General features: G+C 73.2%; 10 protein-coding genes. 2 read left to right on the top strand and 8 right to left on the bottom strand.

What is annotated here, in order from left to right:
* Positions 1–3,465: multifunctional oxoglutarate decarboxylase/oxoglutarate dehydrogenase thiamine pyrophosphate-binding subunit/dihydrolipoyllysine-residue succinyltransferase subunit (locus J7E93_RS03045; RefSeq protein WP_215065643.1), on the top strand; the 3,465-nt coding region annotated here is incomplete at its 5' end.
* A 90-nt stretch (positions 3,466–3,555) separates the two neighbouring features.
* On the opposite strand, the gene fxsT is transcribed toward J7E93_RS03045, so the two are convergent.
* The 7 genes from fxsT to J7E93_RS36685 form a co-directional block, all read right to left on the bottom strand.
* On the bottom strand, positions 3,556–6,579 hold the full coding sequence (gene fxsT, locus J7E93_RS03040; protein WP_215065642.1) for an FxSxx-COOH system tetratricopeptide repeat protein: 3,024 nt from the start codon (positions 6,577–6,579) through the stop codon (positions 3,556–3,558).
* Positions 6,580–6,638: 59 nt separating this feature from the next.
* Positions 6,639–7,916, bottom strand: coding sequence for an HEXXH motif-containing putative peptide modification protein (locus J7E93_RS03035; RefSeq protein WP_215065641.1), 1,278 nt, complete (start codon positions 7,914–7,916; stop codon positions 6,639–6,641).
* Between the two features lie 78 nt (positions 7,917–7,994).
* Entirely contained in the window at positions 7,995–8,201 is a 207-nt protein-coding gene (locus J7E93_RS03030) for a hypothetical protein (RefSeq protein ID WP_215065640.1), read from the bottom strand.
* 127 nt (positions 8,202–8,328) lie between these two features.
* Entirely contained in the window at positions 8,329–11,448 is a 3,120-nt protein-coding gene (locus tag J7E93_RS03025) for an SAV_2336 N-terminal domain-related protein (protein ID WP_215065639.1), read from the bottom strand.
* A gap of 7 nt (positions 11,449–11,455) precedes the next feature.
* A complete protein-coding gene (locus tag J7E93_RS03020) occupies positions 11,456–12,463 on the bottom strand; it encodes a MoxR family ATPase (RefSeq protein ID WP_215065638.1) in 1,008 nt (335 codons plus the stop codon).
* A 109-nt stretch (positions 12,464–12,572) separates the two neighbouring features.
* Positions 12,573–14,621 carry a trypsin-like peptidase domain-containing protein gene (locus J7E93_RS03015; RefSeq protein ID WP_215065637.1) on the bottom strand — a complete coding sequence of 683 codons (2,049 nt, stop codon included), beginning with the start codon at positions 14,619–14,621 and terminating at the stop codon, positions 12,573–12,575.
* Positions 14,618–15,187 (bottom strand): CU044_2847 family protein, encoded by a 570-nt coding sequence (locus J7E93_RS36685; protein ID WP_308367639.1) that lies wholly within the window; start codon positions 15,185–15,187, stop codon positions 14,618–14,620. Before J7E93_RS36685 ends, J7E93_RS03015 begins: the two co-directional genes overlap by 4 nt.
* Positions 15,188–15,284: 97 nt before the next feature.
* Between J7E93_RS36685 and J7E93_RS03005 the strand changes: the two genes are divergently transcribed.
* Positions 15,285–15,467 carry a DUF6104 family protein gene (locus tag J7E93_RS03005; protein WP_037695221.1) on the top strand — a complete coding sequence of 61 codons (183 nt, stop codon included), beginning with the start codon at positions 15,285–15,287 and terminating at the stop codon, positions 15,465–15,467.
* Between the two features lie 27 nt (positions 15,468–15,494).
* Here J7E93_RS03005 and J7E93_RS03000 read toward each other — a convergent pair whose 3' ends face one another.
* Positions 15,495–16,343, bottom strand: coding sequence for a hypothetical protein (locus J7E93_RS03000; protein ID WP_215065636.1), 849 nt, complete (start codon positions 16,341–16,343; stop codon positions 15,495–15,497).
* Between the last annotated feature and the right edge of the window lie 45 nt (positions 16,344–16,388).

Here is a 16,388-nt window from a genome sequence, read left to right as displayed (position 1 = left end):
GCGCCGGCGAAGCCCGCCCCGGCCCCGGCGCCCGCGAAGGCCGCCGCCGCTCCGGCGAAGGCCCCGGCCACCGAGGCCCCGGCCGGTCCCGAGCTGATCACGCTGCGCGGCCCCGCCGCCGCCGTCGCGAAGAACATGAACGCCTCGCTGGAGGTGCCGACGGCCACGTCCGTCCGCGCCGTCCCGGTGAAGCTGCTCTTCGACAACCGGATCGTGATCAACAACCACCTCAAGCGCGCCCGGGGCGGGAAGATCTCCTTCACGCACCTCATCGGGTACGCGATGGTGCAGGCGATCAAGGCCATGCCGTCGATGAACTACTCCTTCGCGGAGAAGGACGGCAAGCCGACCCTGGTCAAGCCGGAGCACGTGAACTTCGGCCTCGCGATCGACCTGGTGAAGCCCAACGGCGACCGCCAGCTCGTCGTCGCCGGCATCAAGAAGGCCGAGACCCTGAACTTCTTCGAGTTCTGGCAGGCCTACGAGGACATCGTCAAGCGCGCCCGCGTCGGCAAGCTGACGATGGAGGACTTCACCGGCGTCACGGTCTCGCTGACCAACCCGGGCGGCCTCGGCACGGTCCACTCCGTGCCGCGTCTGATGCCCGGACAGTCGGTCATCATGGGCGTCGGCTCGATGGACTACCCGGCCGAGTTCCAGGGCACCTCCCAGGACACCCTGAACAAGCTGGGCATCTCCAAGGTCATGACCCTGACCTCGACCTATGACCACCGGGTCATCCAGGGTGCCGCCTCCGGCGAGTTCCTGCGGATCGTCGCGAACTACCTCCTCGGCGAGGAGGGCTTCTACGACGACATCTTCAAGGCCCTGCGCATCCCCTACGAGCCGGTCCGCTGGCTCAAGGACATCGACGCCTCGCACGACGACGACGTCACCAAGGCCGCCCGCGTCTTCGAGCTGATCCACTCCTACCGGGTCCGCGGCCACGTCATGGCCGACACCGACCCGCTGGAGTACCGCCAGCGCAAGCACCCCGACCTGGACATCACCGAGCACGGCCTCACCCTGTGGGACCTGGAGCGCGAGTTCGCGGTCGGCGGCTTCGCCGGCAAGTCGATGATGAAGCTCCGCGACATCCTCGGCGTGCTGCGCGACTCGTACTGCCGCACCACCGGCGTCGAGTTCATGCACATCCAGGACCCGAAGCAGCGCAAGTGGATCCAGGACCGCGTCGAGCGCTCGCACTCCAAGCCGGAGCGTGAGGAGCAGCTGCGGATCCTGCGCCGCCTGAACGCCGCCGAGGCGTTCGAGACCTTCCTGCAGACCAAGTACGTCGGCCAGAAGCGGTTCTCCCTGGAGGGCGGCGAGTCCGTCATCCCGCTGCTCGACGCGGTCATCGACTCCGCCGCCGAGTCCCGCCTGGACGAGGTCGTCATCGGCATGGCCCACCGCGGCCGCCTGAACGTCCTCGCGAACATCGTCGGCAAGTCGTACGCGCAGATCTTCCGCGAGTTCGAGGGCAACCTCGACCCGAAGTCGATGCACGGCTCCGGCGACGTGAAGTACCACCTGGGCGCCCAGGGCACCTTCACCGGCCTGGACGGCGAGCAGATCAAGGTCTCGCTCACCGCCAACCCCTCGCACCTGGAGGCGGTCGACCCGGTCCTGGAGGGTGTCGTCCGCGCCAAGCAGGACGTCATCAACAAGGGCGGCACGGACTTCACCGTCCTGCCGGTCGCCCTGCACGGTGACGCGGCCTTCGCCGGCCAGGGTGTCGTCGCCGAGACGCTGAACATGTCGCAGCTGCGCGGCTACCGCACCGGCGGCACGGTCCACATCGTCATCAACAACCAGGTCGGCTTCACCGCCGCACCGGAGTCCTCGCGCTCCTCGATGTACGCGACCGACGTGGCCCGCATGATCGAGGCGCCGATCTTCCACGTGAACGGCGACGACCCGGAGGCCGTGGTCCGCGTCGCGCGGCTCGCCTTCGAGTTCCGCCAGACGTTCAACAAGGACGTCGTGATCGACCTCATCTGCTACCGCCGCCGCGGTCACAACGAGGGCGACAACCCGCAGTTCACCAACCCGCAGATGTACAACCTGATCGACAAGAAGCGCTCGGTGCGCAAGCTGTACACCGAGTCGCTGATCGGTCGCGGCGACATCACACTGGAAGAGGCCGAGCAGGCGCTCCAGGACTTCCAGGGCCAGCTGGAGAAGGTCTTCGCGGAGGTCCGCGAGGCCACCTCGGCGCCGGCTCCGACGCACGTCCCGGACGCCCAGCCGGAGTTCCCGGTCGCCGTCACCACCGCGGTCTCCCAGGAGGTCGTGAAGCGGATCGCCGAGTCGCAGGTCAACATCCCGGACCGGATCAAGGTCCACCCGCGCCTGATGCCGCAGATGCAGCGCCGCGCGGCCTCCATCGACGACGGCACGATCGACTGGGGCTTCGGCGAGACCCTCGCCATCGGGTCGCTGCTCATGGAGGGCACCACGGTCCGGCTGTCCGGCCAGGACTCCCGCCGTGGCACCTTCGGCCAGCGTCACGCGGTCCTGGTGGACCAGGAGACCGGCGAGGACTTCACCCCGCTGCTCTACCTGGCCGAGGACCAGGCCCACTACAACGTCTACGACTCGCTGCTCAGCGAGTACGCGGCGATGGGCTTCGAGTACGGCTACTCGCTGGCCCGCCCGGACGCGCTGGTCATCTGGGAGGCCCAGTTCGGTGACTTCGTCAACGGCGCGCAGACCGTCGTCGACGAGTTCATCTCCTCGGCCGAGCAGAAGTGGGGCCAGACCTCCGGCGTCACGCTGCTCCTCCCGCACGGCTACGAGGGCCAGGGCCCGGACCACTCGTCCGCGCGCCCGGAGCGCTTCCTGCAGATGTGCGCGCAGGACAACATGACGGTCGCCATGCCGACCCTGCCGTCGAACTACTTCCACCTGCTGCGCTGGCAGGTCCACAACCCGCACCACAAGCCGCTCATCGTCTTCACCCCGAAGTCGATGCTGCGTCTGAAGGCCGCGGCGTCGAAGGCGGAGGAGTTCACCACCGGCGGCTTCCGCCCGGTGATCGGCGACACCCTCACCTCCTCCGGAGCGGGTAACCCGGCCGACGTCCGCAAGGTCGTCTTCTGCGCCGGCAAGGTCTACTACGACCTGGAGGCCGAGCGTCAGAAGCGCGGCACCACGGACACCGCGATCATCCGGCTGGAGCGCCTGTACCCGCTGCCGGGTGCCGAGCTCCAGGCCGAGATCGCCAAGTACCCGAACGCCGAGAAGTACCTGTGGGCGCAGGAGGAGCCGGCGAACCAGGGTGCCTGGCCGTTCATCGCGCTCAACCTGATCGACCACCTGGACCTGGCGGTCGGCGCCGACATCCCGCACGGCGAGCGCCTGCGCCGGATCTCGCGTCCGCACTCCTCCTCCCCGGCGGTCGGCTCGGCCAAGCGTCACCAGGCCGAGCAGCAGCAGCTGGTCAACGAGGTCTTCGACGCCTGATCCGCTGTTCCGGTCAGTTCCGGTAGTCGTTCCGGTACGTACGGAGGCCCGGCACCCCGAGGGGTGCCGGGCCTCCGGCGTGTCCTGGTGCTACCCCAGGTTGGCCTCGAAGTCCCAGTACGGGCGGTTGCGCTGCCGGGCCGAGAGCGTGTGCGGATGCTGGGCGCCCAGGGTCCGCGTGAGGGTGAGCAGGGCGTCCTCCTCCAGCTTTCCGGCCTCCTCGACCTCCCGCAGGCCCCGCAGGTCGGTCGCCAGCGCGACCTGGCAGGAGAGGGTCAGCGGATGCTCGTTGCCCAGGGCGTGCCGGGCCCGCCGCAGGGTGTCGCGGCTGAGTTCGGCGGCGTCGCCGACCCTTCCGTTGAAGTTCCGGGCGGCGCTCGCGTTGAGCGCGCACCCCAGGACCCAGGGGTGGTCGGGTCCGAGCGAGGCGGTCAGTCCGGCCAGCGCGGCCTCCAGAATGGCCAGGGCGTCGGCGCGTTCGCCGGAGGCCTGCATGACGAGACCGGTGTTGGCGAGGACTCCGGTGGCGACGGGGTGGGCGGGGCCCAGGAGTGAGCGGTAGCCGGCCTCGGCCTCGTGGATGAGCTCCCTGGCGTGGTCGAGGTCGCCGTGCTCGCGCAGGTAGTTGGCGTAGTTGTTGAGGGAGGAGAGCGTCACGTAGTGGGTGCGGCCGTGCACCTGCTCCAGCTGTTCGAGCAGGGTGGCCATCATGGCGCCGATGTCCTGCTGGAACCCGCCCTCGCGGCGCCGGCACAGGGCCAGCTGGGTGCGGGCGTACAGGGTCTGCAGGTGCTGCGGGCCGAGGACCTGGACGTGCACCCGGACGTTGGCCTCCTGGCGGGCGAGCGCCTCGCGGTACTGCCCGAGCAGCCGGAGGTCGTGGGCCACCGCGTTGCTGGAGTTGAGGGTGTGGGCGTGCCGGGTGCGCAGGACGTTCTCGTTGCGGGCCAGCGATTCGGCGTCGAGTTCGTACGCCTCGCGGTAGCGGCCGAGCAGCCGCAGGACGACGCCGAGGTTGTGGCGGGCGACGAGCGTGGAGAACTCGGTGTCGCCGAGGAGGCGTTGCGCCTCGACGAGGACCTGGCGCTGGAGCCGCTCCGACTCCTGGTACTGGCCGAGGTAACGCAGGTCGCTGGCGATGGCGCTGCCGGACAGCAGGGAGCCGAGCTCGTTGGGGGGCGAGGCGGCGCTCAGCCGTTCGCGCTGGGCGAGGTCGAGGTTGTACGCCTCGCGGAACCGGCCGAAGGAGCGCAGGATGTTGCCCTGCTGGGTGGTCAGCTCCAGCATGGGCTGGTCCAGCGGGTCCATGAACGTGGACCAGTTGTCCCGGATCCTCTCGGCGAGCTGGGCGCCGGCGGTGAACTCGCCGCTGCGGAAGCAGTAGCGCAGGCAGTTGAGCACGGCGGCCTGGATGCGGGGGTTGCGGCTGAGGAGCGCCCCGGACGGTTCCAGGTGCGGCAGGAGTTCGGCGTAGCGGGGCCAGTGCCGGCTGTCCATCGGGTTGCCCGGGTCGGCCTCGGCGAGCAGGGTGCGTACGGCCTTGCGGTGGGCCTTGCGGTGGTCGCCGTCGGTGAGGCGGGCGACGATGTCGTGGACGAGCCGGTGCATGTGCACGGACTCCTGGTGCGGCCCGATCTCGACGCTGGTGACGGGCCCTCTGGTCTCGCGGGTGAGCACCGAGTAGTTGACGAGGGTGTCCAGGGCGCGGGTCCAGGCCGGCAGGTCGGTGGCCATCCACCGCAGGTCCTCGGGCAGCTCCGCCTGGGGGTAGGCGCGGATGATGCCGAGCGGGATGCGGCCGGGCGCGAAGGAGGCGCACAGGCTGAGGACGTCGATGGCCTGCGGCTGGGCGCGCCGGAGCCGGTTGATCAGTATCGACCAGGAGGTGAGCGAGGCGTTGGGGAAGCCGTCGCCGCTCGACGGCTCGTCCACGGTGGAGAGCCGTCCGTCGCGGACCATGCGCAGGTACTCGGGGACCTCCATGCCGGACTCGCCGAGCCAGGCGGCGGCCTGGACGAGCGGGAGGGGTACGTCGCCGAACTCGGCGGCGACCTCGTCGGCCTGCGGTGCGGTGATGTGCGGGGCGCGGCGCATCAGGTAGCCGGTGGACTCGGCGCGGTCGAAGCTGGGGACTTTGAGGACGTCGGTGTGGTCGCCCCAGCCGTGGTTGCGGGAGGTGATGAGCACATGGCCGGGCCCTTGCGGAAGGAGCACGCCGGCGCCGTCGGTGTCGTCCCAGCCGTCGAAGATGACCAGCCAGCGGGCGTACGGGTCGCCCCGGCGCAGGGCTTCGCGGACGGCTCGGATGCGTTCACCGGGTTCGTTTCCGCTGGGCAGCCGCAGTTCGGCGGCGAGTTCGCCGAGGCGGTCGCGCTGCACGTTGCGGTCGTCGGAGTTGACCCACCAGATGACGTCGTAGTCGGGGCTGAAGCGGTGGGCGTACTCGGCGGCGATCTGGGTCTTACCGATGCCCGACATGCCGAGCAGGGTGCAGGCCGCGTTGCCGCGGTCGGCGTCCATCAGACGCTGCTGGAGTTCGGTGAGGAGGTCGTCGCGGCCGGTGAAGGTGGGATTGCGGCGCGGGACCTCGCCCCAGACGGACGGGGGCGTGTCCGGGTAGCGGACGGGCGCCCCCGGCGGGACGCGGCGGCTGCCGGAGCGGCGCGGTTCGATGCCGAGCCGGTGGAGGAGTCGTACCTCGGCCTCCTCCTCGCCGACGCCCCAGAGGCTGACCGGTTCGAGGACGGCGGTGGCGGGGAGCAGGGACCGGTTGGTGAGGTTGACGGCGGCGAACCGGTCGGCCTGGGCGGCTACGAAGCCGCGCAGGACGTCGTTCCATTCGCCGGCCGGTCGGGGCCCGAGCTGGAAGAACCAGTCGTCGAGGACGAGCAGCACGGTCCCGCGGGCGAGCAGCAGATCACCGAGCGAGTCCTCCAGGGGTGCCTCGCGCGGTGGGTCCCAACGTTGGAGGGTCGCGCGGACGCCCTGGGCTTCGAGCCGCTGGTTGATCCAGGTCGCCCACGGACGGTGGTAGCCGGGGAAGACCACGAGGACGTGTTCCGGGGCGGCTCCTCCGCCGTGGTCCGCCGTTCCGCCCGACCGCTGTTCCGCCATCTGTCACGTCTCCCGTCCCGGTCCCGCACAACGCAGTGTCGCCTGCCGTGGGCACAGTGTTACCCAGCGGCGCTCGGGGCCGCGCCCAGGCTCGCGTGATGCCGCCTCATTTGATGGGCGAACTCCCGGCCCTCATTGGTCAGTTCATCGGATTCAAGCAGGATCGACAGGGCCTCGCCCACCTGATCGTGGATGTGGTCGAACTGGTGCCCGGCGTCGGACCGCCAGGCTGCCGGCACGCCGTCCGCGGTGGTGGCCCGGCGCCACAGGTCGGCGAGCGCGAGGTGGGCGTACGCGCCGTGCAGCACGCCGGGGATCGGCCTCGGGTCCGGCCGCCAGCCGACCCGGTGCACGGCGGCCCGCCCGGGCCCGTACAGCGGGACGAGCTCGTGCAGCGTGGCCAGCTTGCTGTGGTGGATCTCGTGGACGAGGGTCTCGGCCATGGCCTGCGCACCGGCGGGCAGAGAGGTCAGCACGGCGCCGGGGGCGGCGCTCAGGGTGGCGCCCAGGGCCCGCGGCCCGCAGGGTTCGAGCGGGACGACGGCGCGCACCGCGTGGCCGATCTCGACCGCGCGGCGCGGGTCGGTGCGCGCCAGCAGCTCTCGCGCGGCGCGCCAGCAGGCCGACCAGGCGGCGTGGTCGGTGTCGGCGTGGTCGGCCGCCGTGCCGACCGAGGTGGCGGCCGCGGCGGGCGGCACCCGGTAGGGGTCGAGGTCGTCGAGGCGGGCGGCGCTGTGGGGAAGCGCGCGCAGTCCGCTCCAGCCGGGTCCGCGGCCGACGAGCGTGCCGGACCGTCGGCCGACGAGCAGCAGGACGGTGGGGGCGGCGCGCGGGCCGCCCTCCGGGTGGAACCGTACGACAGGGGACCGGGCGCTGATCCGGACGCGGTCGGCGGCGACCCGCAGCACGCCCACGGCCGGCAGGGCGAGGACGCCACCGGGCGTCTCGACGGTGAGGTCGAGGGGGTCGCCGGCGCGCAGGGCGGCCGTGACGGCGACGGCTTCCAGCCTCGTGAGCAGGTGGTCGAGCGCGGGTCCCGCCGGCTCGGCGACCGCGGCGGCCAGCCACACGCCCGTCGTCGGGTAGTCGAGAACGTCACGGACCACGGCGGGGTGGCGCCGCTCGACCCGTTCGAGCAGGTGCCAGGAGTCCTCGAAACGGCGCAGCGCCGTGGGGTCGACCGCCTGGCGGTGTCGGTGCACCCGGACCAGCAGGGCCTTGAGGAGCAACAGGCGCCGGGCGTGGAGGGCGGAGCGCAGGAGCGAACCGCCGGCCGGTTCCGGGCTCGTGCGGGCGAGTTCCGCGAAGGCCGTCGCGGTCAGGGACGCGAAGGTCATCCGCCCCTCCTCGCCCCTTCGGCCGCCAAACGCGCCCATCTGACCGGAAACAGCTGGTCGGCGTGGAGCGGCCGGCCCTCAGTCGGGGCCATTGTCGTCGGCACCCTCCCGCCAGGATTCGGCCAGTTCCAGGGGCTGCCACAGCACCCGCTCCACGGCTGCCGCCAGCTCCGGATGGTCCATGAAGCGCAGGGTCCGCAGGTCGACGGCGGTGAGGTCGGGCAGGTGCCTGGGCGGCCCGGCGTCCCGGTCGACACCCGCGACCCACTCCATGTGCTCCAACACCCTCGGCTCCTCCCCACCCACGCCTGTCCCCCACGGTCGTAGCGGCGGAGCGGTTCTTCCCGAGGCCAGGAAGGCGGAAACCCGTTCGACTCAAGTGCGCCCATTCACGCCCCCGTTATCAAGCCGCTCATTCCACCGTCTCGTTCCAGGCCCACCAGGGCGGCAGCCGACGGAGCCGGTCGGCCGCCGACAACGGCCCGTGCGGCGGGTCCTGTTCGGTGTTCACCTCCGCCAGCAGCGCCCTCGTCCGCTCCACGTCGCTCCAGTCCACGTCCACGAGAGCGGCCGTCAGACGCTGCCACCGCTCCACCGCGGCCCGCAGGGCGGCCCGGGCCCGGCCGGTCCGGCCCATCAGGCGCAGGACGGCCCCCTGCGCGTGCAACGCCCGGGCTTCCGTGACCGAACCCGGGGTGTCGCCGTGCGCCGCCACCGCGTCCTCACGGGCGCGTTCGTACGCCGCGAGCGCGTCGCCGAGCAGGCCGTCCCTGGCCACCTCGTTCAGCTCGACCCGTACGCGTCCGAGCTGCAGCCACACCGCGGCCCGCAGGCCCGGGTCGTCGGTCGTGCGTGCCGCCTGCTCCAGCAGATGGCGGCTCTCGTACAGGTCCGGCAGGAAGCCCGCCCGGTGGAAGCGCAGGGCGAGCACGCTGCCGATCAGGATCCGCGCCCTGGCCCGGTGGGGCGCGTCGGCGGGCAGGGCGGTGAGCGCCTCGCGCAGCACGCCCTCGGCGCGGTCGACCGGTTCCGTGCCCTCCGCGGCCGCGGCGCGCCGCATCAGCGACTCGCCCCAGGCCATCAGGAGCCGGCCGCGCTGCTCGCTCTCGGCCGGGGCGAGCAGCGTGGCCTCCTCGTAGGCCGCGTCGGTGGCCGGCGCGTCGCCGACGGCGTCGTGGAGCCGGGCACGCGCGGTGGTCCAGCGCAGGCGCAGCGCGGTGCCCTCGCCGAGGAGCGGCTCGGCACGGTCGAGTACGGGGGTGATCTCGGCCGGGTCGGCGGCCGCGAGGTGCAGGGCGTCGGCCAGGTCGAGGAGGGCCGGTCCCGTCTCGCGGATCCGTACGGCTGCGGCGAGTTCGGCCGCCGCGCCGGGGCCGTCCGCGCGGGCGAGCAGCAGCCGGCCACGGCGCAGGTGGAGCGTGTGGTGGTGGGCCTCGGGCCACTCCCCCGCCTCCCCGGCGAGTGCGGCGAGTGCGGCGTCCAGGTGAGCGGGGTCGTCGGTGAGCCGCCACAGGGCGTGGCGTACGACCGCGCTTTCGAGCCGGGCCTGCGCCCACTCCTCTCCGCCGGTCTCCGCCTGCGCCGTGGCCTGTTCCAGTTCGGCGGCGGCGCGGGTCAGCAGCTCGGCCCGGCGTGCGGTGCCTCGGACGGCGGCGGTGCCGGCCTGCGCGTACAGGACGCGCCCGAGGACGATCCGGGCACGTACCGCGTCCTCGGGGAGGGCCGCTTCCGCGCGTTCACGCGCCCCGGCCAGGAGCGAGGGGTCGGACTGGTCGCGCCACTGGGCGAGGAGCCGCTGCGCCTCGGCGAGCGGTTCGGGGGTGACCAGGTCGGGGTGGTAGAAGCGGAGCACCCGCGCGGGGATGCGGGCGAAGAGTTCGGACTCGGGGCCCTCGGGGACGGTCGGCTCGTCGGACTCGTCGACCGTGGGGGCCGGCTCCTCGTCGGTGCGGTGTCCGGCGAGCCGGGCGGCGGCCAGCGCGGGGAAGTTGCGCATGCCCTGGCCGAAGGTGCGCTCCACGTACTCGGAGCAGTGTTTGAGCACGAGGGCGGCGGCACTGCGGTCCAGGGAGCCGAGGAGGTGCTGCTGCACGCCGGGCGGATAGCTGTAGCACGGGTACGGGGCGGGGCCGGGCAGTTGGCGCAGGAGACCGCTCAGCAACACCTCGGCGAGCTCCATGGGGCCGGTGTCGGGCAGCATCGCGCGCTGGACCAGTTGCATGACGGGGAGGGCGAGCGGCGCCGCCGCGAGGTGGACCGCGAGCCGCAGCGCGCCGGGGGAGGCTCCGGCCCGGAAGGCGCGCAGCAGTTCGTCGTCACCGCGCGGGCCGACAGCGCGGCCCATGGCCCGGTCGGCGGCCTGGCCGGAAGCGCCACCAGGGTCCACGGGCTCGGGGACCGCTGCGCCACGGCGTACCGGACCGGGGGTGATCCGGGCGGCCCAGCCGCGCACCGCGCCCGTGCCGTGGCCGCTCAGCAGCCGCGCCCAGGAGGCGAACGCCTCCGGCGTGGGCGTGAGGACGGGCACCGCGCGGGCGTCGGAGGCGACCGGCTCCCAGGGCTCCTCGTCGGAGAGGAAGACCGTGTGCCCGCCGGGGGCGGTGGGGCGCAGCAGCGTACCGGGTTCGACGGGCAGCGCGGTCCGCGGCCACAGGCGCGGGGGCAGGGGCTGGACGACGGCGAGCGGGGACCGACGGGGCCACTGATGGATGAGCCGCTGGGCCGCACCGCGCTGCCAGAGGGGCCCGACGCAGTCGCTGACGATCAGGGTGAGCCGGCGGCCCGTGGGGTCATGGAGCTGGTCGCCGGGGCGCAGCCGGGGCCGGCCGTCGGGCCCCGAGGTGGTGGTGACGAGCGGCGGTCCTTCGCCGGTGTCGTACAGCCGGTGGACCTGGACGTCGCGGAAGGCGCCGGACTGCTGGCAGGCCTGGCGCAGTTCCTCCACCATCCGGTCCCAGACGACCATGGCGGGGCCGGTGTCCATGAGGAGCTGGATGTCCGGGCGGCGGGCGGCCGCGGGGCGCAGGACGGGGGTGAGGAAGCCGGCGGCGGCACTGCGTTCGGCGGTGGCGTCCTCGTCGAGGAGGCCCTCGCCCGGCCGGAGCGGGAACAGGGCGTACCGCCGCAGCGGGCGGAGCGCCTTCTGCAGTCCCAGCAGTCCGGGCAGGGCGTTGGCGCCGGGGGCGCGCACGGGCAGGGCGGCGCCGCCTTTGCGCGCCCCACCGGTGGTGCGCGCTCCGGCGGACCTCATATGGAGGGCGACGCTGTCGGCGCCGTACGAGGTGGTCAGGTCGGGGCCGGGGCCGGGGCCGCCCTCCTGCTCCGGCCCGCTCTCCTCGCCGATGGCCGGTCTTCGGCCCCGCACCGGTGGCTCCCGGACGGCCGCGTCCGCCGCCGGATACGCCGCGGGATCCGGGCCCGCGCGCGGCAGCCACTGGGCCAGCCAGACGGCGTCCGCCACCTCTTCGGCGGTCGGGTCCTGGCCGCCGGCCCGCAGTCTGCGGGTGAGCTCTTCCAGATGCATCCGGTGCATCCGGCCATCACCTCGGCTGATCGAGCGGCTGCATGAGCATGTCCGCGATGCGTTCCCTGGTCACCCGCTCGGTGCGGGGCGCGTGCTGGGTCAGGTAGAGGGCGTTGAGGAGCTGGTCGGTGGCGATGACCTCGCCGGGCTCTCGGTTGAGGAAGCGGCCGACCAGGCCCTGTTCGCCGGCCGCGGCCTCCGCCCCGAGGTGGGCCTCGATCATGGCGCGGAGCTGCTCCTCACCCGGCGGTTCCAGTTCGAGCCGAATGCAGCGGCGCAACAGGGCGGCGGGGAAGTCCCGTTCGCCGTTGGAGGTGAGCACGATGAACGGGAACGTGGTGCAGCGGATCCGGCCACCGTGGACCGGCACCCGGCGTCCGTCGTCGGTGAGCACCTCGACGACGGGTTCCCGGTCGGCGAGCCGCTCCAGCTCGGGGATGGCGAACTCGCCCTCCTCCAAGGCGTTCAGCAGGTCGTTGGGCAGGTCGAGGTCGCTCTTGTCGAGCTCGTCGATGAGCAGGACGCGGGGCTGTTCGGAGGGGAGCAGCGCGGTGCCGAGCGGTCCGAGCCGGATGTACGAGCCGATGCCGGCCGGGGCCGCGGCGGGAACGGCCGACCCGGCCTGGGCGCGCTCCAGTTGCACGTCCTGGAGGCGGCCGATGGCGTCGTAGCGGTAGAGCCCGTCCTGGAGGGTGGAGCGGCTGACGATCGGCCAGCGCAGCACACGGCCGAGGCGCAGTTCGTGGGCGACGGCGTGGGCGAGCGTGGACTTGCCGGTGCCGGGGTTGCCGGTGACCAGGAGGGGCCGGCGCAGGTAGAGCGCGGCGTTGACGGCGTCGGTCTCAGCGGGCCGGGGGTGGTGGTTCTGGACGAGTCTGCGCCGCACGCCGAGCCGTCGGTCGGAACCGGCCTGGGTGTCGTCCGCGCCGCCGGTCGAGAAGTCGCGCCATGGGGGCGGTGGAGGCAACCGCTGTATCTCGTCGTGCGGATGGCCGGCGCCACGGTAGATCCGCCAATCGTTCACGATGGACTCCTCCTGGCTGTGGTGGCATGGCCGGCCCCGTCGAAGGTACCGCCCGACCGCCGGGCCTGCCGATGCTCGAACCGGACCGATTGTCCGTACCTCCGCCCGGTCACCGGTCCCCCTCGCCGAGCATCGGCGGCGCCTGGAGAGGCGGGTCGTGGGGCGGGCGGTCGGGGGGATCGAACAGGACGGCGAGGTTCTCGGCCCAGGCGTGGGCGGACCGCTCCCGAGGGTCGGCCTCCTCGTCCCCCGCCCTGATCCGCAGGGTGCGGAGCGGCCGGTGCAGGCCCTCGGCCTTCGCCGCCTCCGCGAGCAGCAGACCGGCCTGTTCGTGGAAGTCGGCGCAGTCGGCGTGCGGGTGGGGGTCGGTCCGCCACAGGGCGAGGGGGTGCCCGGCGGCGAGTGCGGCGGCCATGGCCCGGCGGCCGTCGCCGCTGCCGATCCGGCCGCAGTAGACCGGGACCGCGCCGCCCTCGGCGTCGAGGAACCGCGCGAAGGCCTGCCTCGGGGTCTCGCGGCGCAGGTGCGGGGCGTGCGGGTCCTGCTCGGTGCCGGGTACTTCGGCACGGAGCGGGATCACCCTCAGCGGCCCGTGCTCGGCGGCCCTCCAGCGCTTGAGCCACTCGTGCGAGGGGGGCCCGGCCCGGCGGCCGGCGGGGCGGATGACGACGGTCCGGCTCTGCCCGAGGGTCAGCGCGTGCTCGCCGAAGAGCTCGTCGTCGGGCGCGAGCCGCCATCCGTCGACGGGGAGGTCGAAGAGCTCCAGCGGCAGCACCGCCTCGACGGCGGCCAGGTGTTCGCCGCTGTCGCCCAGGCTCAGGGCGCGGACGAGCGGAGCGCGCAGGGTCGCCTCCAGCTCGTCGCGTTCCACCCCTACGTCGTCGCCGGCCACGGGGTTGATCGTGTGCCCGTCGAAGAGGAGTTTCACCCGCCAGGGGTGGCGGGTGCCGTAGGCGAGGCTGTCGATCTCCAGCAGGACGTCGGCACGCGCGCGGGGTTCTCTCACGGTGACGGCGGCGCCGGGGCGCTCCGGGGTGAGGAGTTGGGCGATCTCCTGCCTGATCGCGCGATGGGCGTCCATGGCCTCGTCGGTGATCCAGTCGGCCAGGCTGGTGACGGCGGGGCTCTCGCCGTGCAGGGCGGTGACATGGCGGACGACCATCGCCGCGTAGAGGAACACGGCGTTGAGGCCGAGGTCCTGCCTCGCCTCCCGCACCGGGTCGCGCAGTTCGTGGAGCAGTCCGACCCCCTCGCGCCAGGTGCGCGGGTCGGCTTCGAGCACGGAGTGGAAGTCCTCGTGCAGGACCCGGCGTTTGACCTCGTCGACGAGGTGCATGACCTCGCCGGGCCCTGCGGGCGGGGGCAGTTCGGCGAGGCGTCCGTACAGGTGGATGCGGCGTCCGGGGCCGACGCCCTGGGTGGTGGGCGGCCGGAGCCGGATCTGCTCCCTGGTCCAGTCGGAGTCGCCGGAGAGCGAGCGGTACCGGGCGAGGTGGTGGCGGTCGTGGTCCCGCATGACCTCGTGGAGGATCTCGCCGCCCGGCACGTCGTACAGCTCGCGCAGGGCCGTGATGGGGACGGCGGCGCCCTCGTCCTTGCCGCGCCCCTTGTTGAGGCCGATGACGGCGCCTCTGCCGAGGTCGACGACGGGCCCGCCGGAGAGCCCTTCGACGGGCAGCGTCCAGCGCATCAGGAGCGCTCCGCCGTCGACGGCGTGCGCCTCGCCGACGGCCTGGCGGATCCCGACGGTGCCGGTCTGCCGGGACCAGCCGTGCAGGCTGACCGGGATCGGCCGGGTGATGACGGGCGGGCGCTCGCTGAGCCGTACGCACGAGACGTCCCGGGCGTCGGGGACCCGGACGAGCGCGAGGTCGGGGAAGTCCCAGCGCGCGAGCTCCCGTTCGGGCAGGTCGGGGCGCGGCTTGGCCAGGACCACCTCGCCGGTGGCCGTCGCGCCCTGCCAGGTCACGCCGACGGCCCGCTCGCCTCTCCACACCGCGCTTCCCCCCTTGGCCACGACATGGGCGCACGTCAGCAACCAGCCGGGGGCGATGAAGAAGCCCGTGCCCCAGTACCGGTCGCTGCGCCCGTCATACCCATCGGCGGGATCGGAGATGCGTACCAGGGCGGGGCGCACGAGGGCGTCGAGGGCGCTCATACGGCGCCGTCGGCCGCCGGCGGGTGGGGCGGAGCGGTATCGGGCGCGGCTCCGGGCCCGGCCTGGGCGGGGATCGGCCCGGGTGCGGGCACGCCCGCCGTTCCGGGTTCGGATCCGAGTCCCGGTACCGGTGCGGGAGCCGGGGCCGGTGCCTGGGTCGACGTCGCTGCCGGTCCGGGAGCCGGGGGCGGGGCCTGGGTCGACGTCGCTGCCGGTCCGGGAGCCGGGGCCGGTACCGGTCCCGGTTCGGTCCAGGTCAGGGAGACCGAGACCGATGCCGTGCCGCCGCCGTCCGCGAGGACGCCGATCACCTTGCCGGCCTGTGCCGACAGCTCGATACCGAAACTGACGGCGACCTCCACCGGCGCCTGCGGGTCGAGCCCGGCCCGCAGCGACCCGACGACGCCGCGCACGACGTCGGTGAGTCCCCCGGCCATGGAGATCACCCGGTCGCCGATCCCGGTGTCCTGGAAGCCGCCGCCCTCGTCGAGTTCCTCCGGCTCGCTGATCCGGGCCCAGACCGGTGTCCCGTCGTCCAGCCGTATCCGAGCGATCCCGTGCGTCACAGCGGCCCCCCCGCTCCCCGAAACGATGATGAAGCAGGCTAATCCCTGCCGCCGACGAGCACGAGGGGCCGTGGAGCCCACGGCCTATCCTGATCGCATGTACTTCACTGACCGTGGCATCGAGGAACTGGAGAAGCGGCGCGGCGAGGAGGAGGTCTCCTTCGAGTGGCTTGCCGAGCAGTTGCGGACGTTCGTCGATCTCAACCCCGACTTCGAGGTGCCGGTCGAGCGCCTCGCGACGTGGCTGGCCCGTCTGGACGACGAGGACGAGGACGAGTAGGACAGGCAGGACCAGGACGAGCGGCCGCTACGGGCCGCTGCCGCCGCCGGCCCACTCGTGCGAGCCGCCCCGCAGCCGGTCGTAGACCAGGCCCAGCGCCCCGTGCCCGACGAGCAGCGCCCCGGCCGTCGTCCAGCCGCCGCTGCGGCGGGCGAGGCCCCAGGCGAACAGCGGCAGCCCCGCCCCGAGCTGGACCGCGCAGAGCAGGCGGGCCCTGGGTCCCCGCAGGTACGGGCCGAGGCGGCCGCCCTCCACCGCGTCGAGCTCGGCCCGTACGGCGTCGCGCCAGCCGGACCACTCCAGTTCCTCGGCCCCTTGGGCCAGTGCGACGGAGCGGAGCCGGTCGGCGCTGTCGCCGGGGGTGAGTCCGGTCGGCAGCTCCAGTCCGACGCGGGCGAGGACGGCGGTGAGACCGACGAGGCGGGTGCGGGCGTCGGCGTCCCTGTCCGGTTCCGTGAGCGGCTCAAGGGCCTGGACGTCCAGGACGGGGTCGAGGGCGAGCCGGGCCGCGAAGGTGCGCATGGCCTCGTCCTCGCCGACGGGGGTGCCGTCCGCCAGCCAGGTGTAGCCGACTGTACGGCGGAAGCCGGCGGCGAGGATGAATCCGGCCCGGTCGGCGTCCCACCACAGGGCGAGGACGGGCCAGCTGGCGGCGGAGACCGCCAGGGCGGTGGCCCAGCCGGTGACGACCCGTTCGACGGGTTCGCCGCCGTGGAGCCAGGGCTTCCCCTCCGGGACGAGGACGCTCCAGTCGGCGCCGGCCGGGGCGAGAAGCAGCTGTTCCCGCAGCAGCTGGGCCGGCGGGCGGACCGCCGCGGGCTCGGCGCGGCAGAGCAGCAGCGCCCCGACGGGGCGTGATCCGGATGTCGCGTTCATGGCTCATACGCTAGGCCAATTTGTCCATATACCTGTCGTTTTCTC

This window comes from Streptomyces sp. ISL-36, from assembly GCF_018614205.1.
GTDB lineage: Bacteria > Actinomycetota > Actinomycetes > Streptomycetales > Streptomycetaceae > Streptomyces.
This window is presented reverse-complemented; position numbering and strand designations above follow the sequence as displayed.

Excerpts from the sequence above, each read along its gene's own strand:
- fxsT (WP_215065642.1), bottom strand. The coding sequence starts at position 6,579 with ATGGCGGAACAGCGGTCGGGCGGAACGGCGGACCACGGCGGAGGAGCC.
- J7E93_RS03025 (WP_215065639.1), bottom strand. The coding sequence starts at position 11,448 with ATGCACCGGATGCATCTGGAAGAGCTCACCCGCAGACTGCGGGCCGGC.
- J7E93_RS03015 (WP_215065637.1), bottom strand. The coding sequence starts at position 14,621 with ATGAGCGCCCTCGACGCCCTCGTGCGCCCCGCCCTGGTACGCATCTCC.
- J7E93_RS03000 (WP_215065636.1), bottom strand. The coding sequence starts at position 16,343 with ATGAACGCGACATCCGGATCACGCCCCGTCGGGGCGCTGCTGCTCTGC.
- J7E93_RS03035 (WP_215065641.1), bottom strand. The coding sequence starts at position 7,916 with ATGACCTTCGCGTCCCTGACCGCGACGGCCTTCGCGGAACTCGCCCGC.
- J7E93_RS03005 (WP_037695221.1), top strand. The coding sequence starts at position 15,285 with ATGTACTTCACTGACCGTGGCATCGAGGAACTGGAGAAGCGGCGCGGC.